The organism is Leptolyngbya sp. FACHB-711, assembly GCF_014695615.1.
GTDB lineage: Bacteria > Cyanobacteriota > Cyanobacteriia > Elainellales > Elainellaceae > Leptolyngbya_A.
In genome coordinates, this window is the sequence record NZ_JACJOR010000263.1 from 1 (window position 1) to 19,694 (window position 19,694).

Annotated in this window: 17 protein-coding genes; 9 read left to right on the top strand and 8 right to left on the bottom strand. The window is 50.6% G+C overall.

Going from position 1 to position 19,694, the window contains the following annotated elements; all coding sequences use genetic code 11:
• From hppD to H6F80_RS10235, 6 genes are all read left to right on the top strand, one after another.
• On the top strand, positions 1-963 hold a 963-nt coding region (gene hppD / locus H6F80_RS10210; RefSeq protein WP_190791458.1), incomplete at its 5' end, for a 4-hydroxyphenylpyruvate dioxygenase.
• 63 nt (positions 964-1,026) lie between these two features.
• Positions 1,027-2,184 (top strand): homogentisate 1,2-dioxygenase, encoded by a 1,158-nt coding sequence (locus H6F80_RS10215; RefSeq protein ID WP_190791459.1) that lies wholly within the window; start codon positions 1,027-1,029, stop codon positions 2,182-2,184.
• A 154-nt stretch (positions 2,185-2,338) separates the two neighbouring features.
• The gene (locus H6F80_RS10220; protein ID WP_190791460.1) at positions 2,339-3,289 is read left to right on the top strand and encodes a hypothetical protein; all 951 of its coding nucleotides are present in this window, start codon (positions 2,339-2,341) and stop codon (positions 3,287-3,289) included.
• Positions 3,286-5,376, top strand: a complete 2,091-nt coding sequence (locus H6F80_RS10225) for an AMP-binding protein (protein ID WP_190791461.1) — start codon at positions 3,286-3,288, stop codon at positions 5,374-5,376. The genes H6F80_RS10220 and H6F80_RS10225 overlap by 4 nt, the downstream gene beginning before the upstream one ends.
• 31 nt (positions 5,377-5,407) lie before the next feature.
• Complete coding sequence (locus H6F80_RS10230) at positions 5,408-6,601, top strand: thiolase family protein (protein WP_190791462.1); 1,194 nt, start codon at positions 5,408-5,410, stop codon at positions 6,599-6,601.
• A gap of 144 nt (positions 6,602-6,745) precedes the next feature.
• Positions 6,746-7,183, top strand: a complete 438-nt coding sequence (locus H6F80_RS10235; protein ID WP_190791463.1) for a hypothetical protein — start codon at positions 6,746-6,748, stop codon at positions 7,181-7,183.
• Between the two features lie 25 nt (positions 7,184-7,208).
• Here the strand turns inward: H6F80_RS10235 and H6F80_RS10240 are convergent, their stop codons facing one another.
• Positions 7,209-8,003: an SDR family NAD(P)-dependent oxidoreductase gene (locus tag H6F80_RS10240; protein WP_190791474.1), complete on the bottom strand. Its 795-nt coding sequence runs from the start codon at positions 8,001-8,003 to the stop codon at positions 7,209-7,211.
• 503 nt (positions 8,004-8,506) lie between these two features.
• Here H6F80_RS10240 and H6F80_RS10245 point away from each other — a divergent pair.
• Positions 8,507-9,580: a M48 family metalloprotease gene (locus H6F80_RS10245; protein WP_190791464.1), complete on the top strand. Its 1,074-nt coding sequence runs from the start codon at positions 8,507-8,509 to the stop codon at positions 9,578-9,580.
• A 142-nt stretch (positions 9,581-9,722) separates the two neighbouring features.
• Here the strand turns inward: H6F80_RS10245 and H6F80_RS10250 are convergent, their stop codons facing one another.
• The 4 genes from H6F80_RS10250 to H6F80_RS10265 all read right to left on the bottom strand — a co-directional run bounded on the left by H6F80_RS10250 (position 9,723) and on the right by H6F80_RS10265 (position 14,062).
• On the bottom strand, positions 9,723-10,283 hold the full coding sequence (locus H6F80_RS10250; protein WP_190791465.1) for a hypothetical protein: 561 nt from the start codon (positions 10,281-10,283) through the stop codon (positions 9,723-9,725).
• Between the two features lie 28 nt (positions 10,284-10,311).
• A complete protein-coding gene (locus tag H6F80_RS10255) occupies positions 10,312-11,751 on the bottom strand; it encodes an aromatic ring-hydroxylating dioxygenase subunit alpha (RefSeq protein WP_190791466.1) in 1,440 nt (479 codons plus the stop codon).
• Positions 11,752-11,905: 154 nt separating this feature from the next.
• Positions 11,906-12,757, bottom strand: a complete 852-nt coding sequence (locus H6F80_RS10260) for a DUF1206 domain-containing protein (protein WP_190791467.1) — start codon at positions 12,755-12,757, stop codon at positions 11,906-11,908.
• Between the two features lie 372 nt (positions 12,758-13,129).
• Positions 13,130-14,062 (bottom strand): SDR family oxidoreductase, encoded by a 933-nt coding sequence (locus tag H6F80_RS10265; protein WP_190791468.1) that lies wholly within the window; start codon positions 14,060-14,062, stop codon positions 13,130-13,132.
• Positions 14,063-14,806: 744 nt separating this feature from the next.
• On the opposite strand from H6F80_RS10265, the gene H6F80_RS10270 reads away from it, so the two are divergent.
• Together H6F80_RS10270 and H6F80_RS10275 are read left to right on the top strand one after the other, a co-directional pair.
• The gene (locus H6F80_RS10270) at positions 14,807-15,790 is read left to right on the top strand and encodes a hypothetical protein (protein ID WP_242067272.1); all 984 of its coding nucleotides are present in this window, start codon (positions 14,807-14,809) and stop codon (positions 15,788-15,790) included.
• Positions 15,791-16,036: 246 nt separating this feature from the next.
• Positions 16,037-16,432, top strand: a complete 396-nt coding sequence (locus H6F80_RS10275) for a hypothetical protein (RefSeq protein WP_190791470.1) — start codon at positions 16,037-16,039, stop codon at positions 16,430-16,432.
• Between the two features lie 54 nt (positions 16,433-16,486).
• Here the strand turns inward: H6F80_RS10275 and H6F80_RS10280 are convergent, their stop codons facing one another.
• The 3 genes from H6F80_RS10280 to H6F80_RS10290 form a co-directional block, all read right to left on the bottom strand.
• Positions 16,487-16,699 (bottom strand): hypothetical protein, encoded by a 213-nt coding sequence (locus H6F80_RS10280; protein WP_190791471.1) that lies wholly within the window; start codon positions 16,697-16,699, stop codon positions 16,487-16,489.
• A 145-nt stretch (positions 16,700-16,844) separates the two neighbouring features.
• Positions 16,845-17,687 carry a prephenate dehydrogenase/arogenate dehydrogenase family protein gene (locus H6F80_RS10285; RefSeq protein ID WP_190791472.1) on the bottom strand — a complete coding sequence of 281 codons (843 nt, stop codon included), beginning with the start codon at positions 17,685-17,687 and terminating at the stop codon, positions 16,845-16,847.
• Positions 17,688-17,780: 93 nt separating this feature from the next.
• A complete protein-coding gene (locus H6F80_RS10290) occupies positions 17,781-18,446 on the bottom strand; it encodes a VOC family protein (protein WP_190791473.1) in 666 nt (221 codons plus the stop codon).
• Positions 18,447-19,694: the final 1,248 nt, after the last annotated feature.

The window sequence follows — 19,694 nt, forward strand, 5'->3', positions numbered from 1 at the left end:
AGCCGGGAAGTTGCTTCCTATGTCATGGAGCAGGGCACCATTCGGTTTATTTTGAGCAGTGGCTTAAAGGCTGGTCATGTGGTTTCTCAGGGCGTAATGCGGCACGGCGATCATGCTGCTGTGATTGGGCTGGAAGTTTTAGATGCGGCAGCGGCATATGACATCACAACCTCACGGGGAGCGATCGGGGCGATCGAGCCAACAGAAGCAGAAGATAGTTACGGAGTCTTTCGCTATGCTGCAATTCATGCCTACGGGGATATCCTGATCAAGTTTGTTGATCGCAGCGACTATGCAGGCGGATTTGCACCTGGATTTGCACCCTGTGAGTCCATGCAGTTCAACCGATCGGGGGCAGGCTTAAAGGCGATCGATCATATTGTAGGCAACGTGGAACTGGGGCAGCTTGAGCAGTGGGTGCAGTTCTTTGCGAAAACAATGGGCTTTGAGATGCTGGTTCACTTCGATGATCAGGCAATCTCGACCGAGTATTCGGCATTAACATCGAGCGTGATGCAGGACAGCACAGGCACGATTAAGTTTCCAATCAATGAGCCTGCCAACGGCAAACGCAAGTCGCAGATCGAAGAATTTCTGGAGTTCAATCAGGGGGCAGGAATTCAGCATATTGCCCTCGCTACGGACGACATTATCGAGACGGTGAGCCAGCTTCAAAAGTCAGGCGTAGAGTTTTTGCAGGTTCCCGCAACTTATTACGACAACCTGGAACAGCGCGTGGGCAAAATTAATGAACCGATCGATGAACTGGCACAGTTAGGGATATTAGTCGATCGCGATCGAGAAGGCTATTTGCTGCAAATTTTCACCCAAACGCTGCAAGACCGTCCGACGCTGTTTTTTGAAATTATCCAGCGGCGCAAAGCACGGGGATTTGGCGAAGGCAATTTCAAATCTCTGTTTGAGGCGATCGAGCGAGAGCAGGCATTGAGAGGAAATTTATAGAGCTAGGGCTTTACCTAGGGCTTTACAGCGGCAAATCAGCAAGCGGCGGAGGCAGTCTACACCATGACCTATTACTACAAGCTCGGACAAATTCCGCACAAACGCCACACCCAGTTTCACCAGCCGGATGGGTCGCTGTACCATGAGGAGCTGATCAGCACACAGGGTTTCTCTGGCATTCAGTCTTTGCTGTATCACCGCTATCCACCCACGCAGGTTTACAAAGTTCTGGAGCAGCGGTCTATTGAGGTTTCCTATCAGTCGGAAGCCCTGCATCACCATCATTTGCGAACGATCGACTTATCTGCCGGGGGAGATGCGATCGAGTCACGCCTGCCTTTAATGGGCAATCAGGACATCGCAATTTCGATCGCCCGTCCAACCGCGCCGATGGCTTACTGGTATCGGTTTGCTCATGGGGATGAGGTAATTTTTATCCATGACGGCACAGGTGTTTTAGAAAGTCAGTTTGGCTCTTTGCCGTATCGATCGGGCGATTATCTGGTGATTCCGAGCGGCGTACTGTGGCGGATTTTGCCGGATAGGGACGTGGAACAGCGGATGCTGGTGATTGAAACCTATGGACACCTGGAGCCACCGCATCGCTACCTCAACCGCTACGGCCAGTTTCTTGAACACGCTCCCTATAGCGAACGCGATATTCGTCCGCCGGAGACGCTGATCGTCCACGATAACGAAGGCGAATTTGAAGTGCGGGTCAAAGCCAGAGGACACCTCACCCGCTATTTGTATCACCGTCACCCGATCGACGTGGTGGGCTGGGACGGTCATTTGTATCCCTACGCGCTCAACATCGCCGACTTTGAACCGATTACCGGACGCATCCATCAGCCGCCGCCTGTGCATCAAACCTTTGCCGCGCCTGGATTTGTCATCTGCTCGTTTGTGCCGCGTCTGGTAGACTATCACCCGCTTGCCATTCCTGCCCCCTACAATCACTCCAACGTTGATTCTGACGAAGTGCTGTACTATGTCGAGGGCAATTTTATTTCGCGCAAAGGTATCGATCGCGGCTCGCTGACGCTGCATCCGGGCGGCATTCCCCACGGTCCCCATCCGGGCACGTATGAAGGATCGATCGGTAAACAAGAAACGAATGAATATGCCGTGATGATTGATACGTTTCGTCCGCTGCGGCTAACCGAGGTTGCTGCCCAATTAGAAGATCAAAACTATTTCTATAGCTGGGTGAATGCGTAGGATGCATTTGCGCAGCGTAGCGCATCATTCTGACTGAAACTCACAAAATTGAATCTGTTACGGCTTCGCCTAATCGATCCTACAAAATTCAATTCTTCTCTCAAAATTTTACAGATAAAGAATCATTCAACATCAGCTTGGAAAGGACGTTAATATGACCTCCACCATATCTAAACCCAATTCGCTGACGATCTCCGATCGCATTCAAACCCGTCTTCAGCAAGGAGAACTGTCTGCCGCACAAGTTGAGGATTTTCAGCAGTTTCTCGTGAAAGTCGATCGAATGCTGCATCATCGGATTATCCTGAACAATCCCTATACGCGCTGGTTTCAACGAGGTGAAGCGACCGATGCAGAATTAAAGAATTTTATTCAGCAGTTCTCTGTTTTTTCAAATCAGTTTTTAATTGCTGCGCTGCAAAAAATTATCAATGCTCAAACCCTGCAACAGTCGCGATCGAGCCGAGAAATTCTCTTGAATGAATTGGGCGTGATTTATCGCAAACTCGATGCAAAAGTGACCGCTTCTGACTTAAGCGACGAAGAAAAAGATCGGCAGGGCGATCCAGAATTGGTCAGCATTGAGGGAACCGTAGACGGGGGAATTTGTCGCTTTAAGGCTGCTCATTTCGAGTGGCTCACTGATGTAGCTGCGGGCGTTGGACTTACCTTTGAAGACATCGGCAAACGCAAGCACGGTAGCCCTTCGACGCTGCATTTTTGCGATGAGCTGATTCGGCTCTATGGCAGCGATGACCCCAACCTTGCCGAAGGAGCCAGCTTTGCGGTAGAAAACTGGGCAGCTGCCGGATTCTGGCAGGAACTCGAAGACGGGCTTTCTCGCATCAAACAAAGTCGCCATTCGCAGCTTCGGCTTGCTTTCTTTACCTGGCACAATCGCGTCGAAGGACAACATGCCGGACACACGCTCGAAGAACTGGAAGAAGTTTATTTCCAGCCCAATTTCGATCGCGCTAAATTTTTGCAGGGTGGCGCAGAAATTCTAGAAGCAATTGCTGTCTTCTGGGAAGGACTCGATCGCGATCGGCATCAGCCAGATCAACTGGATTGTTTGCTGCAAACGACAGGAGCAGATCGGCAATGAATCTGTCGCTTGAGCAGCTGATTGACTGCGGCATTGACAAAACGGCGGCGGCACAAATCCTGGCTCGGCTGCGAAACGAGTTTGCAGACCTTTCCCCGGTAGACTGCTGGCAGCGGCTTACCCAGGATGTCCTCACGTCAAATCTGCCCTTTGCGCTGCATCGACTGCTGTATCAAACAATTTTTGCCGACCGTGATTTTGCACCTGCCTGGATACCCTCTCAGACTGAAATTGAGTCTGCAAACCTTACGGCTCTGATGCATGAACTGGGAATTAATTCCTATGCTGATTTACATCAGTGGAGTAGCCAGAATCGATCGCAGTTCTGGGAACGAATGATTCAACGGCTCAACATCCGGTTTCAGAAGCCCTATGAGCAAATTGCAAATCTAGCGCAGATAGAACATCCTGAATGGTTCGCTGATGCGCGGCTGAATATTGCTGAAAGCTGTTTTCAAGCATCTGAGAATCAAATTGCGATCGTTTTTCAATCTGAAGAGGAGGAATGGCGACACATTTGGACTTACGGCAAACTGAATACGACCAGTAATCAAGTGGCGAATGGTCTGGTGAATGCTGGATTTAAGCCCGGAGATCCGATCGCCGTCGCTTTGCCCATGACCGCAGAGTCGGTCGCAATTTATCTGGGAATTATTAAAGCCGGATGCGTTGTGGTCTCGATCGCCGATAGCTTTGCCCCGGCTGAAATTGCAGCCCGGCTACGAATCGCCAAAGCAAAAGCGATTTTTACTCAGGATGAAGTGCTGCGCGGCGGCAAACGGCTGCCCCTCTACGCCAAGGTCATGGAGGCGGATGCACCCAGGGCGATCGTTTTGTGTCGTCGCGAATGTTTTTTAACAATGCGTCCAGACGATTTGAACTGGGCGCAATTTATCAGCCGCGATGGAAAATTTGAGGCGATCGCCGTTTCGCCCTCTGCCCCCACGAATATTCTTTTCTCTTCGGGAACGACCGGAGAACCGAAAGCCATTGCCTGGACGCACACAACTCCGATCAAGTGCGCGGTAGACGGACATTTGCATCACGATATTCATCCCGGCGATGGGGTTGCCTGGTCTACCAATTTGGGCTGGATGATGGGACCGTGGCTCATTTATGCCACCCTGATTAACCGAGCGACGATCGCCCTTTACGATGGCGCACCTACTACACGAGCTTACGGACAGTTTATTCAGGCGGCAGGCGTGACGATGCTGGGAACCGTTCCCAGTTTGGTGAACGCCTGGAAAACCACAAACTGCATGGCAGGCTTAGACTGGAGCGCAATCAAAACCTTTAGTTCAACCGGAGAATGCTCCAATCCCGACGATATGCTGTATCTGATGTCGCTGGCTGGCTATAAACCGATCGTCGAATACTGCGGCGGCACGGAGATTGGCGGCGGCTACATCACTGGAACTGTCATTCAGCCCTGTATTCCCGCAACCTTCACCACACCTGCACTTGGCTTAGATTTTGTTATTCTGGATGAATGCGATAGTCCATCTTCACAGGGTGAAGCATTTATTATTCCACCGTCGATCGGATTATCCACCGAGCTATTAAATAAAGATCATCATCAAGTTTACTTTGCCGATATCCCCACCGTTCCCGGAATGGATGTTCCTTTAAGACGGCACGGCGATCGCATTGAGCGGCTTTCAAACGGCTATTATCGCGCCCACGGTCGCAGCGACGATACCATGAACTTAGGCGGTATCAAAGTTAGCTCTGCCGAAATCGAGCGGGTTTTGACTCAACCCGAAGCCGTTGCTGAAGTTGCCGCGATCGCCGTAGCCCCTGCCGATGGCGGGCCCTGCCAGCTTGTGATTTACGCCGTAGTCGCGCCCGGAGTTACCCTGAGTGCGATTGACCTAAAATCCCTGCTGCAAGCCACCCTGCGCCAACAGCTCAATCCGCTATTCAAAATTCATGATGTTGTCATCGTCGATGCTCTCCCCCGCACCGCTTCTCAAAAAATTATGCGGCGAGTCATGCGCGATCGATACCGATTATCCCATCCTGTGCTCGACCCTTCCTCACCCCAAACCGTTTCCCCTTCTGAAACCCTGACCCCTCGCCCTTAAACATTATTGCCCCCTAAATCTCCTCCCCACCATGCCTTCCAATACCTACCTCATCGCCGCTACCCGCACCCCCCTCGGACGCTTTGGCGGCAGTCTTTCTAGCCTTTCTCCGGCAGAACTGGGAGCGCAGGCAATTCAGGCAGTGCTGACCCAAGCTAATGTTCCAGTGGAGGCGATCGATTGCTACATCTTGGGCAACGTGCTGCGGGCAGGACACGGACAGCATATTCCCCGGCAGGCGGCTCTCAAAGCGGGCATTCCCCCGGAAGTCAATGGGTATGCGATCGACATGGTGTGTTCCTCTGGCATGATGAGTTTGCTCAACGCCACGATGATGATTCAAACGGGTCAGGCAGATCTGGTGCTGGCAGGAGGCATTGAGTCGATGTCTCAAGCAGGTTTTTTCCTGTCGCATCGCGCTCGCTGGGGCTATAAAACCTTGCTGGGTGCGCCAGAATCGCTGTCTGATATTTTGCTGCTCGACGGACTGACTGATGCCACGCGAGGAGAAGGCATGGGCGAACAGGCAGAACGATTGACCGCATTCTATGGATTTAGCCGTGCGGCACTCGACGAGGTTGCGTTTCACTCTCATCAGCGAGCGGTAGCGGCTCAGGCGCGAGGCACTTTTCAGCGAGAAATTGCCCCGGTTACAGTACAGAGCAAGCAGATCCTCCAGACGATCGATCAAGATGAGGGCATTCGTCCTGATACAACGCTGGAAAGTTTGGCACGGCTGCGTCCTGCCTTTCAGCCAGCAGGGGTACTCACTGCCGGAAATAGCAGTCAGCTTACAGACGGTGCGGCGGTGTTGCTGCTTGCTAGCCCATCTGCGATCGATCGCTACGGGCTAAAACCGATCGCTAGAGTGCTGGGTGGCACAATGGCCGGAGGCGAGTCCTGGCGATTTCCCGAAGTTTCAGTCTGGGCAGTAAAGAAGCTGCTGGATCAAATCAATATGACGATCGCGGACATTGATTTATTTGAAAATAATGAAGCCTTTGCAGTCAGCAGTTTACTGTTTCACCATCTATTAAAAATTTCTCCTGAACAGCTCAACGTGAACGGCGGAGCGATCGCTTTAGGACATCCGATCGGTGCATCAGGAGCCAGAATCGTGGTGACGCTATTAAACGCGCTACAGGAACGCAATCAACAATTCGGCATTGCATCAATTTGTCATGGAACAGGAGGCGGAACGGCGGTCGGGGTGGAGCGGGTGTAGGGAAGTCATTTAGAATTTCAAATGGACACCGCCCGAATTGATATGAGGATGAGCAGAAGGACGGATGGCAGCGGAAAGGGAAAGCGGGACGATCGAAGCAAGTTTGAAAAAGCCTGAATTTTAGCAGCGATAGGAATTCGATCTATGCGTGTTGGTCTTGGTGGGGCAGGAACTTTCTTGGTTTATTTCATTTATACAGCCGTGATTTTGTCGATCGGCAGCTCGGTTGTGTTTCAGCTCAGCCGGGAAAGCGGCATTCCGCAGCAGATTGCGATCGTGGGCGGCGTGATTGTGGGGGCGATCGGCTCTTACTTTAACCGAACCGTGATTCGCCCGATCGCCGCTGATGATGAACAGACGCTTCTGAATCAGGTGAACAGAGGGCTGACCGGGTTGGGCTATCAGCAGGTTGAGCAGATTGACGACGAAGTGTTTGTGTTTCAAAAAGTGGTGCGTCAATGGCTATCGAGCAAGGTGTATGTGCGCGTTCAGCCCCAGCAGGTCACGATCGCCGGACGGGTTTCCCAGGTGCAAAAGCTTCAGGAACAGCTCAATACGGGCGAACTGAGCCAGGCGAGCTAAACAGGCAAGTGAGAGCCAAAATCGATTACCAGGGCAACGGGCTGCCGTCCCAGGAAAAAAACTGACCGCTATGTTCGGGCTGCAAGGTGCTGATCACGCTGAGAAGCTGGCTCACTGTGCGATCGACGCTAAACAGTTTCTCAGGCGGCACATTGCGCTGAAAGGGTTTCGAGAGCTGTGTGTCGGTTGTGCCCGGATGCAGCATGACCACGATCGTCTTCGGACTTTTGCGGCTATATTCGATCGCTGCCGTTTTCATCAGCATATTCAGTGCCGCCTTAGAAGCTCGATAGCCATACCAGCCACCGAGTTGATTGTCGCCGATGCTGCCAACCTTAGCAGAGATACTGGCGAAGATGCTGGTTTCGCTATGCTTCAAAAGCGGCAACAGATGTTTTGCCAGCAAAATTGCCCCGATACTATTGACCTGAAAATAGCGCAGCATCGGTTCTGCTTTAATTTGCTGAAGTCCTTTTTCAGGCTGAATCTCGTCATCGTGTAAAAGTCCGACGCAATAAATGACGAAATGTAGTTGATTCACCTGCGATCGGATTTGCTGAACGGCTGCGGCAATCTGTTCTTCGTCGGTAATATCCATTGCAACAAGCGTCAGACGACCCGGAAATTGCTGAGCGAGCTGACTGAGTTCCGGCGTAGCAGGTTCGCGATGGGCGGCAAAAATGCGATGCGAAGCAGTTCCCCCGGCGGGGTAATCGACCCGTTCATCCTGAAGCAGCTTTTGCACGAATCCCAACCCGATGCCGCGATTTGCGCCCACAATCAGCGCATTGATCGATCGCACGTCTGCCAATCCTGCCATGTTCACCTTTTTATCCACTGAGACTATTATCGCTGATAAGAAATGGGGCTGCGTTTTAAAGTCCCCCACAACCGGGTGCCAGAAGGGGATATAACGGAGGCAATGCCAGACATTTGCTATTTTTTGTCTAACCTTTAATCAATCCTCAAGGGGAATGCAAAAGCGGTCAAGCAGAGTTAAAAACTTCCCCGATTTTCCCCGATCGCTAATTAGAGTAATGGCTATCTCCCCTCGGTCTTCCCGCAGGCCCTCCTCTATCAATCTGTAAATCTCAATCTGCGAATCTCAACCTGCAAATCTCAACCTGCCAAATCTCAATCTGTGAAGTCTTTTCGAACGATGACTGGCACACGATGACTGGCATCAGTAGACTGGGCTAGACTTGCTAAGGGCATCATTTCTCAGGGCATTATTTAGCTTCAAAAATATGGGTGCTTACGGCTAGCACTGTTATCTAATAGAACATTATCGAATAGAACATCAGCTCAATTGGAAGGATTGACATGATTACACTCGCACGTCTCACCCGGAAATGGGTAGTGCTTTCATCCCTGTGTGGGCTTGGCTTGACAGTGACCGCTCCGATCGCTCAGGCACAGTTATCAACACCCACGCCGCAAGTGCAGCCCTCGTCTAGCCCCCCAGCGCAATTGTCACCCGTGCCCCAAGCGGGAAGCACTCTGTACGATCGCGCTCAGCAGGAGCTACCTAGCGATATGTATGTGCTTTATCGAGTGGTAGAACGCATTGCGCGGGCAAATGGATTAGATGCCAGTCCCTGGAGAGTCGAGATCGTGCCTACCTACGACAACTATGCCTTTGCCGCTCAACCCAATCTGGTTGCAGTGCATCGGGGTTTGTTAGACCAACTCGCAGGAGATTCTTCGGCGATCGCTTGCATTGTGGGGCGAGAGATGGGGCATAACGTCAAACGCCACCTTGCCCTGGGTGAGGAGCAACGAGCAGAACAGCAAGCGCAACTGGCAGAACAGCTTAGCCAGCAGGCCGTAGCCCAAAGCCAGGAAATGGCAGACCAAGCCAGAAATGCGGCGACAGCAGGAAGTGTTTTAGGAACCTTAGGCGGCTTTTTGGGCATCCTTGGTCCGGTAGGGGCGATCGGCAGTAGCGTGTTGGGTACTGTTGCAGGAGCAGCGATCGACGGCCCTGAAGACACTACCGAGGAGATGATGGAAGACTATAACAACCAAATCGCTCAACTGGATGAAAAGCTAGATGCCGCAGCTCGGCAGCAGGAATTTGAAGCCGATGAAGCCGGCTATCTCTACGCGACGCAGGCAGGCTTTGAGCCAGAAGGGTGCCTCAGGGCAATGACAGTGTTAGAGCGTATCCCCGGTGCAGAGCCTAACCCCGACCAGCCGTCGATGCCCGATCGCAGGATCGCGATGCAGCAGTTAATGACCGAGCGTCCCGCAGACAGTCTAGTCTCCACGGGTGACGCTAAACTCACCTTGACCCAGCCACTCGCCTACGAGGGTTTGTCGAGAGATGGGAACTCCCTACGCGTGGCTCCCCGATCCGGTGGGTCTAGCGATATCGATCGCATTTTGGGTAGATAGTGGTCACTGGGTGAATTAACTGGGTGAATTGAAGCGATCGCTCAGAGGTGTCAATCCGTTCAACTTTCTTGGGCTAACCGGTTTTCATTCTGATTTTCGTTCTGACGAAGCTGGTCGTGCCTGTTTTCTGATCGTACCTGCCTTACTGATCGAGAAAATCGTACAGAATCTCGTCGGGTTCCTCTTCGATCTCTTCGTAGGCGAGCGGCTGCACTTTGCCGTTTGGCTGAATCACCCAGCCCAAATTTTGCCCAAACGAAACCACTTCGGCATCCTGAGCCGTTCCCCCAACCGGATAATGAGAAGTCGATCGACCCTCTGGCGGTTGCTTCGCAGTTTCTGGAAAAGAGAATTGGCGTTCTGGCTCCAGAAAGCTTTGCAGCACTTCGTCCGGTTCATCTTCGATGTCGTCTGAGATGTCGGCGATCGGGGGGCGGGGCAGCGAATGACCTTCCAGACGGTTCAGGCGATCGCTCAATAGGGTCAGTAGTGCCTCTGTGCGGGCAAGCCGCGCTTCGATCGGGCTGGAATTTTCTTTTAGTGATGGTTTTGAGGCATTAGATTGACTCGCAAAGTAGTCTGAAAGCGCGATCAGCACTGCCTCTTGGATCGATGCCAGGTTACGCGACTGCCGCAGAGTTTCCAGGCGATCGAGCAAAGGTTGAGGCAGTAGAACCGCAATGGCAGAAAGGTCAGAAGTCATGGGTTTCAGGCGTATTTTTCTGGAGGGATCATCCCTTCACCTTAGCAGACCGCTTCTCCGGCAAATTACGGAGCGGAATCGCACGTCCTTCGTAAAATTGCCGCTTCAGTCGGTTTAAGCCCAGCCAACCCAGACCCACCAATCCGCCCACGCCAACAGAAACTGCTACCGGAATTGCTGCCGATTGATTCAGCAGAACTGCAAGCAAAGGCGTTCCCAGCCAAACAATCGCTCCTAGAAACAGGATTACCGTCTGGATTTGCTCAATCCTGCTGAGGGCAGTTCGGCAGCTCTGGCAGTGCTGGGTATGAGAATGATAGCGATCGAGCAGAATTTCTTTTGAAAGGGGTGGCGTGAGACGATCGCCCGGAAAGGGATCAGCCTGAAACTGATTCACCCACTGCCGTAGCGCAGATACAAAGGCATCGGCTTTCGTGGGCAAGTAGAATGCCTTACTCACATTCGCCCCGCCCCCCATTTGTTCCAGATAGCGTTCCTGATGATGCAGAAAAATCTGGTCGTCTTCCAGTACGCTGTTTTGCCCAATGTGAGAATACCAACGCGGCGTGAGTCGAATTGCCAGAGCCGGAATTTTAGACGAGAACTTGAACGGAAAACGCGCAAACACGCGACATTCCCCTTTGCGAATCGGCGTCGCGTAAACCACCGTCATGGTGCGCCCAAACTGTTTCGAGGTCAGGTCATGCCACATAAAATTGGGAGCAACAAAACGGCTCGTCTGTCGTCCCAGCGTGCCCCGACGCGGACCTTCTTCCCAGACTCCAGAAAACCCTTGCTTGCCTGATTCGACCACTTCCAGTTCAACCGAACTAGCATTGCTGCGGTTGCCGACCGATCGATGATGGGTAAACGGCACATGGCTTGAATCCAGTACGTTTTCCAGCAGCGTCAGGGCATCATAGGGCAGATCGCGAAAGGTGTTGAGGCAAACCCATTCATCGGGCGATTCTGCCATCGCGTCAATTAGAGGGACTTTTACTCGATCAGCATTTTCCGCTTTGCCCGGATATACAAACAGCAACCCCTGCTGCACCGTTGCTGGAAACGATCGCACACAGGCACGCTTCGATGTTTCTGCCGATCCACCTGCGGGCTGCTGCGGAATACGATCGCATGCGCCTTCTGCCGTAAATGCCCAACCGTGGTAAGGGCACTCCAGCAAGCCATCGTCCGCAATTCTGCCTTCGGAAAGGGGCGCGAGACGGTGGGGGCATTTGTCTTCTAAGACGCACCAGGATTCGGTTTTACTATCCCACCAGATCACCAGATCCAGGTCGAGCAGGGTAAACGGCGTGGGCTGGGTTTTATCCAGATCTTCGATATAGAAAATCGGATGCCATGCCTCAAACCAGTCGAAGCAATTGGGGTCGGTTCCACCCGCAGGTAGACTTGACTGAGCGATTTGATTGCGGGAATCAAGCGCTTGAAATGCGATCGACGTTTCCATACGTTTCCCCTTACTCTTTTCGAATCACTGTTCTCGAATCAGACGATCAAGTCGCTATTCTCAAATCAGACGATTGATTCTAATCTAGCAAATATGAAGGAATGTTAAGGAGTGCGGTTGCCCTCCGCAAATTCACGGTAGATTCACGGCAAAGTCAAGGGTGACGAATCTGCCGATACCGCGCCTCGATCAGCGAGTAAATGCTGTAGGCAATGAACCCCAGCGCCACAATGCCCAAAAGCCAGGGTCCGAAGGGTTGCGCTGCCAAAGCTGCCAATGCTCCGCCTAATCCTCTCGCTTCGTTTGCATTTTGACGTAGAGCCGCCAGCGTCAGGAATAAGCCAATGATGCCGAATACAATCCCCCGCGCTGCGATACCAAACTGACCAAGCCGCTTAGTCCACTGCCGCTCGCTTTCGCTCATCAGGTTCAGGTTGAAATGACGCTGAAATTTGGCTATGAATGCCTCATACAAGTAAGCAAGCCCGACGCCAATTACGACCAGTCCTGCCAGTCCAACCAACCACCGCCCAAAGGGTTGCGCCATAAAGCGGGCTGTCCAGTCCTGGGTTGAGTCACCGCCACTGGTGGGATTTCCCATAATCAGCTTGATCGCAGTCAATGCCAAACCACTGTAGGTGAGCGCGCTCAATCCGTAGCCAATGCGCTGCGCGATTTGTTTTGCTTTGGTTGGTTCGCCTGCGTGTTCAGGATCAAAAATGGTTTGGACGAGTCGCCAGAGCGCATATCCGATTAGCCCGATCGTCACCAGTGCCAGCAGAAATTTGCCAAATGGTTGGGTCACGATCGTAGACAGTGCGCCGCTGGAGTCGGTCGTTTTGCCCCCGGTGCCAAAAGCTGCCTGAGCTGCCAGCAAACCCACCACAAAGTACACAATGCCTTTTGCCGCAAACCCCAATCGAGCCAGTTTTTCAATCCACGGATGGGATGCTGCCCGTCTTGCAGGCTGCTCAAGGTTGGAGAGGGGACTGTTGTGGCGAGCCATTTTAGTTTCTCAAGATAATGCTGGTGGATTGCGGCACGACAGCGTATTGGCTGATTTCAACCTGCTGAAATCAAGTTTTAACGGGTTACGCAATTAATGCTTAGCCTACAAATCTCGTAAGAAGTTTGCGTCTGCGAAAGGGTAGAACTTTTTGAGCAAGGATTTGAGCAAGGGGAAGTTGGACGATTTTTTTCCAAATGTTTTCCCAATGGAAATTTCGGGGCGATCATCCTTAATCATCCGGCATTGCTGAATGGAAATCGGATTCTCAGATAGGGAGTTCTGCGCCAGGGGTGGTTTGCAAACGACCCTTACAGAATTCATATCCCTTGATTTACTCAATCACATCAACGTACTGCATGAAATTGAGCATCAGGTTTTGGGGATCAGATTGCTGAGGATTTCGCTTAGTTCTCCAGTATGTTTCCAGCCGCCGCTGAGCTTCGCGTGTTCGGGCATTGGCTCAAACAAATTGCCTTCCGAGGGAATCATGGGCTGATCGGTCAGGTGGTTTTTATCGACTTGCTCTGCCATCATCCGCTCATAAAGGTCAGGGGTGAGGGTGCTTTGCAGTGCCATCAAATAGCCGACTGTGCCGACGATTACTTCTCGCTGCGGATTTTTCACCAGACCCATGATCGCGTCCGCCACATCATCTGCGGCATAAACCGGATCCATTGCCTTGACTTTGCGCCCGGTGTAGTTCGCAGCCTGCTGAAAGATGGGCGTGTCGATTGTCGCAGGCAGAACCGTACAGACATGGATATTGGAGGCGTTGTCAAGGTGAAGCTCCATTCGCAGACATTCTGCCATCGCCCGGATGCCGTGCTTCGAGATTACATAGGCACTGGTGTAGGGCTGTGCGCCTAATCCCACGATCGAGGCAACGTTGATCAAATTGCCGCTGCCCTGCTGCCGAAACTGTTTCATTGCCGCCCGTGCTCCGTAAATATAGCCAAACAAGTTGGTTTCGATTACGCGCCGAAACGCATCTTCGGGAGCATCTTCGAATTTGGCGAATAGGGAAACGGCAGCATTGTTCACCCAGACATCGATTTGCCCAAAGGTGTCGATCGCTCTTTGCGCTAAAGCTTGTACTTGGTCTTCCTGCGTCACGTCGGTTGGCACTACGATCGCCGTTGCTCCCGCTGCCTGACAGGTTTCTGCGACTTCTTGCAGCGCGGCTTCCCGTCTAGCGGCTAAAACGAGCCTGGCTTGCTGCTGGGCAAACATCAATGCCGTCGCACGTCCAATGCCGCTCGATGCCCCGGTAATGACAATGACTGATTCTCGAATCGATCGCATTGCTTCTTGCTAACTCCCATTCATCAATTCGCGTTGCCTGGTTCAATCATGCCGCAGCTGATTCAGTCAACAATCTTGCTCGATCGCTGTTTTTATCTGACAAGACTAATACTAATCGTTGTCCAGCAATCTTGCTTCTGCTTCTGTCTCAAGGAAGACTCTTAGAACCTGCTTGAGAAGTTATGTTGATAGCCTAAACCTCAATACCCAGGGAGAACAAAGCTTTTTCCTGGCTTCAAAACCCTGCAGAATTGGGGAATTGAGGGATCAATCCAGGGCATCTACTCCTCTCTAAATCAGTTCCTCTCTAAATCAGTTCCTAGAAAATGTAGAGTTGTTCATAATTTCATCCGGATTTCATTTGGGCATTTTTCAATAGCCTTATCGCTTCTCGAATAACCTGTTGCCTGCAAAACATTGTTCGCAATGCATTTGCAATACATTGGTTCTGTAGACTTTGCCACTGCTGTCGTGTCAGTTAAAGCCTTGCACTACTTGGTGTTCTGCAACACATACTAACTCATAATTCAGTTCACTTGTCATTCATTGGAATAAAGCAAAAAAGAATAGAGCAAAAAAAACACAGGAGCATCTACGCTGTTTTCATTTTTTTAACTCTCCTTGAAATGGTATGAATTGAGCTACTGGAATTTACGTTTTTGCTAAGTTTTTGCGTAGCTTAATACCCTTCTCGAATTAATACCCTTCTCAAACGTCCTCAAAGTAAAATCTACCTTCTTAACTATGCAGATGCGTCAAACTTCTTCACTGAAAAGTCGCTTATTTCATGGGCTAATGTTTGGGGTTGCCGTAATTGCACGACTATGGCGAGCTGTGCGTCAAAAACTCAAACTAATGTTCTTTTATCAGCGCGGCAAGATAATACATTTATTCAAAGAGAATACGCAGCCTATCGCCTATCGTCCTAAAGTGCTGGTGGGGATCGCTCATATTGTTTCTCCTGAAGAAGCATGCGATCGTCAAAGGGGAGCTGCAAAAATTGAACGTTTTAGAAAAGCGTTAGATGGGCTATTTGACAGCTTCTCCCATTGCGATCTAGAGATCCTGGTGCAAACTTTACCAGGACGAAGCATTATTCATTTTCTGCCGCAATACCAGCAGCAGCGTATCCACGTCGAAGACCAACAAACCTGTGACTCTTATTATGTTCCCTACAGTGTCCAGGACAAGCTCATTGCTCGAAGATCTGAGTCTTTTGATTGGTTCTTATACATCGAGGATGATATTGTCATTCACGACAGTTCTTTCCTGGAAAAAATCATTCGCTTCAATCAACATTGCCCTGATCCACGGGGAATTTTATATCCGAATCGCTATGAGATGTACGAAGGAACCAAGCGGTATATCGACCTAACCATTGGAGAGACGATCGCATGGGATCGGCTATCCACTTTTGAAATTGATGGCCTTAAATACGCTGAGTGCGAAAATCCTCATGCTGCCCTTTACTGCCTCAGTGCGGAACAGTTAAATCAGTGGGCACAATCGAGCCGAGATTGGCAACATAAAGACTTTATGGTTGGTCCCCTGGAGTGTGCAGCCACCTTCTCTTTGCTGGAATACTTTATTATTTACAAACCCCATCCTCAAAATATGTACTACCTTGAGGTTGAACACTACGACACGAAATACTCTCAGCTTTGTCCAGCTCTTAACTCTCCTTACACCGTATCGTCTGTTCGCGGTGTGCTGAGTCCTGGCAAATAGGAAGTCTAGTGTCTGGGTTTTTCTTCACTAACACTGAGCCGCCTCAGCCGTTCTTTTGCGTTCTAATCATTCCTAGCTCCTCGGCAATCTTGGCTCCTTAAAAATTGCTATCAGGCTCAAAACTATCCAGGCTCAAAATCGGGTCAGAGCGGGTGCGATTCCTCCTTTGAAGAACTGTGGAGCAATCCGTTCTCCGTACGGGGTATGATAAAGATTAAGAATTTGTAACAGGCGAGGCAGGCAGAGATGGTGGAGCGTCCAATCAAAAAATCGGAACGGCAGGCAGCCGCAGCCGAAGGCGGAGAATCAACTGAGACCCAAATGGTTGAGACCCAAACGGTTGAGACCCGAACGGTTCGCCCGCAGCCCAAACCTAAAGGAGAGCGATCGAATCGAGATGGAGACCAAGAAAATGGCGGGCGGGACAATCGCTCCGGTGGTCGTGAGCAGCGCGGCAAAGGTCGCGGTAAGGGTGGTCGGGGCGATCGGGAAGCTCCGGCTCCAGTCAACATGGCATTTGTGCGTGGTCCCAAACCCGTGAAGCCTGTTGTGAAGGAAGAAGAACCTGCGATCGAGGAATTGGCTGAAGCAGCGGAAACGACCGAAGAAGCCGCTGAGACTGCCGAAGCCACCGAAGCTTAGCGTATCTGAGCCAGGAGAAGCAGCCTAACTGGGAGGACAGACGACGGCTTTGACTCAATTGCGTCTTAATAGTCGCAGGATGTTCTCCCAAATGTTGTTTACCTCTCCCCAAACATCTTGAACCTCCACTCCAAAACCAAACTGCAACACCAGCACAATTAGAACAATCCCGATCGCCGTTGTGATGGCAGCCCGCACCACCTTCAGCAGGAAGCCAATCAGCAGAAACAAAATGACGATCGCGCCAACGAACAGAATGGTGTTCATGCAGAAACGGGACTCAGCAATCTTCTAACATAGCGGAGTTTGCCGGATTCGTTAATTCTCGTTTTTTATTGAGAGACAACATCCCGCAGAAGTATCCCGCAGAAATGTTCGTCAGCCGGATTCATTTAACGCAAGTGCTTAACTGCTAACGGCTGAGAACTTCCTCTGAATTGTAAAGCTCTGGTTGCTGAAACGACTGGCGAGCAATTTCAAATTCAGTTCTCAGTGCCTTGCGATCGCCTTGTGCCACGAGCTTAGACAGGCGATCGGAAGTGTTCACCAATCGCTGAATCGCATCGCCACAATCCTGAGAAGCCAGCATCAGCTCTAGCGATAAAAAATCGTCTTGAGCAAACAGGCGGCGAATGCTGTCAATCACTGACCGATATAAGGGAGTGGCAAAATCGAGACTATCTTCAATGTCGATGCCTTCCTCTGCCAGAAACACGCCCAGACTGAACGTGGAAAAATGTCGAATTGCCTGCACCACTATCATCATGCGATCGTGTTCTTCGGGCGTACAAGTTACAATGCGACCCGCTTCTGCTTCAACCAGGTCAAAAAACCACTGAAGGGCTTCTGGTTGCCGTCCGGGACACACCACCATTGTTTGAGACTGAAACGAGGCAGTGCCAAACCCAAACATCGGATGCAGCCCCACTACTGGTCCCGCATGATGCTCTAGCATCGCCTGCAGAAACGGAGCCTTGACACTGGTAATATCTGCCAACACGGTGGTTGGAGCCAGATAAGGAACGACTTTTTGAATCACCGCGATCGTCGCTTGTAAGGGAACGCAAAGCAACACCAAATCTGCTCCGTCTAACAGAGCCTCTGCGCGATGCCAGTCATTTTGTTCCAAAATCTGAACCCGGTGCCCCGCAGCCGTGAGCCGCTCCACAAAGAAACGTCCCATCGTGCCCCGTCCCCCTACAACGGTGATCGTTCGCACTAGTTCAAGCCGCCGACGTTTTTGAGGTGTATTCATAGAAATACCGTTTGAGAATAACGCTGCCGTCAACGGAATCCTGGGACAAGGAGCGCTGATTCGCCTCGCTCCCAGGATCAAATGCGATCGACCTTATCGAGTTGCCGGGATTGCTACTTGATTTGCTTCAACGTTCTGAGCAGCGCTCGGTAGCTCGATCGCAGGGGGCTGCCAATCCGCAGGCATTTTCGAGAAGGCTGTGAAAATGGCAGGCTGTCCCTGTGCCATCGCTTCCTCGATTTGGCGATAAAATCCCTTCCCTGCCTTTTGCGAGAAGGTGACTTCAAGCTCTTCTTTCATACTTTTGGGACGCTGGACATATTCTGCAAAAGAATTTTCGACCGGGCTGAGTTGGGAATATCCCTTACAAAAAAGCTGCTTGAGTAACCCGTAGGAATCACGCTTAGAAATCGGTTCGCCTAAGATCTCGCAGCCATACTGCTGTAACCGCTCGGCGAAGCTGTCCAGGTTATTGGTGTCGTAGGCAACGTGCTGAATACTGTGATCCCCATGCTTTTCAGCAAATAATGTCACTTGAGACTTTTCTTCGCGATCGATGCCTTCCACCAGTGCGATCCCAAACGTCCCGTAATCAATACACCACAGCTTCATGCTGCTTCTAGGATTACTGGGATCAACATCGTCAATTCGAGTAATCAGTTTTCCACCTTCAACTTCAATGTGAAACCATGCCCACTTTTCAATCATTCCGCTCGCGCAGGCATAGGTTACATGATCAACTTTCACTAAATGGCTCATTTTTTCTGCTCTATTTTGTTGATTAATGGTGAACTTACATGATTCGTTTGGGCTGTCAGAGAGTTTGGGCTATTCAGCAATGGTTTGAATCTGCACAATCTAAACCTGCTTGATTCGATCGAGCCTTATTCAGGCAATGAACTCTGTAAAGATACACCTTGAAAAATTTGGCAATTTCCGGTTCTAAGTAGGGCGATTGCTTCCTGCGTGGGTGCATTCGGGGCAGCAATGAGACTTTGCCTTACACAGGGCTTCTACCCCTATACTCTGTTCTCAGCGGATTGGCTACAGTGACCCCTACTGCCCTGAAGCCAAGAACCTAATTCAGCGATATCAATTGCAAATACAGGGATTGACGAATCGAAGTAAAGAGTTTGGGAAAGACAACTAATGACAAAGACAAACCAAATTAGCTTTACTTCAAAGGATTCCCTCTGTCCTTATGAATTCCTTGTAGACCATAAGCAATTTAATCTCAGGAAATCTCAAAAAATTCGGGAATGCGTATTCGCGTCTATCCGTAGGCTGATTTGCTATGTGTAAATCTTAGAAAGAGGTTCTCTAAAGCACCAGTGGTTACACGGAAACTTTATAGCCGAGGCTCAACCTGTGAAGTTGAGGTTAAACTGCGAGGTGTGGTTTTCCCGGAGAGGGCTACTCAAAACAGGTTGGCTGGAACTTTAGTCACTCACTAATGTGATTTAAATTCTATTACTTTCTGACACAGGGTTCGGAAGCTCTGAGGGGATTAGCGCGATTGGGTTCAGTTGCCCATTTCCTTTTTAATCTTCCTTGAAACGGAGTCTCCATCCGGATTTTACTTTGTCAAAGATATCAGCGGAATCCACATTCTTTTGTGCATCCTCCCAAGACTCTTCAAGCTCGCTTTAAGAAACAGAGATTTTAGAATGTAAAAATCGATACATTCACTGAGCAAACGGCAGAGAAATGTTCAGGGTGAGGAGAAATTTTGCAAAAGCCGTGATACGGCCGCGAACTCACTGAGCCACAGTCCTCTAGAGCTTAAAGAGCGTGTTAAGTAGTACTGCATCATCGGTAATTCATACTTATCTAAATAAATGACAGCCATTTGTAGAACCTGGAAGGCTCCACCAAGTGCCTCATTTCAAGGAGTTCTGCTAATTGCTTCAGGCATAGCCCCCAAAAACCCTATGTATCCTTTCCGTAAACTTGCGGTTGGTAGCTAGACGCTCATCAGTACAGCGTGCTAATAATCTTACAAAAGAT

Coding starts and splice junctions, on each gene's coding strand:
- H6F80_RS10230 (WP_190791462.1), top strand. CDS start 5,408: ATGCCTTCCAATACCTACCTCATCGCCGCTACCCGCACCCCCCTCGGA.
- H6F80_RS10250 (WP_190791465.1), bottom strand. CDS start 10,283: ATGACTTCTGACCTTTCTGCCATTGCGGTTCTACTGCCTCAACCTTTG.
- H6F80_RS10280 (WP_190791471.1), bottom strand. CDS start 16,699: ATGAACACCATTCTGTTCGTTGGCGCGATCGTCATTTTGTTTCTGCTG.
- H6F80_RS10285 (WP_190791472.1), bottom strand. CDS start 17,687: ATGAATACACCTCAAAAACGTCGGCGGCTTGAACTAGTGCGAACGATC.
- H6F80_RS10290 (WP_190791473.1), bottom strand. CDS start 18,446: ATGAGCCATTTAGTGAAAGTTGATCATGTAACCTATGCCTGCGCGAGC.
- H6F80_RS10275 (WP_190791470.1), top strand. CDS start 16,037: ATGGTGGAGCGTCCAATCAAAAAATCGGAACGGCAGGCAGCCGCAGCC.
- H6F80_RS10260 (WP_190791467.1), bottom strand. CDS start 12,757: ATGGCTCGCCACAACAGTCCCCTCTCCAACCTTGAGCAGCCTGCAAGA.
- H6F80_RS10220 (WP_190791460.1), top strand. CDS start 2,339: ATGACCTCCACCATATCTAAACCCAATTCGCTGACGATCTCCGATCGC.
- H6F80_RS10270 (WP_242067272.1), top strand. CDS start 14,807: ATGCAGATGCGTCAAACTTCTTCACTGAAAAGTCGCTTATTTCATGGG.
- H6F80_RS10225 (WP_190791461.1), top strand. CDS start 3,286: ATGAATCTGTCGCTTGAGCAGCTGATTGACTGCGGCATTGACAAAACG.
- H6F80_RS10255 (WP_190791466.1), bottom strand. CDS start 11,751: ATGGAAACGTCGATCGCATTTCAAGCGCTTGATTCCCGCAATCAAATC.
- H6F80_RS10215 (WP_190791459.1), top strand. CDS start 1,027: ATGACCTATTACTACAAGCTCGGACAAATTCCGCACAAACGCCACACC.
- H6F80_RS10245 (WP_190791464.1), top strand. CDS start 8,507: ATGATTACACTCGCACGTCTCACCCGGAAATGGGTAGTGCTTTCATCC.
- H6F80_RS10235 (WP_190791463.1), top strand. CDS start 6,746: ATGCGTGTTGGTCTTGGTGGGGCAGGAACTTTCTTGGTTTATTTCATT.
- H6F80_RS10265 (WP_190791468.1), bottom strand. CDS start 14,062: ATGCGATCGATTCGAGAATCAGTCATTGTCATTACCGGGGCATCGAGC.
- H6F80_RS10240 (WP_190791474.1), bottom strand. CDS start 8,003: ATGGCAGGATTGGCAGACGTGCGATCGATCAATGCGCTGATTGTGGGC.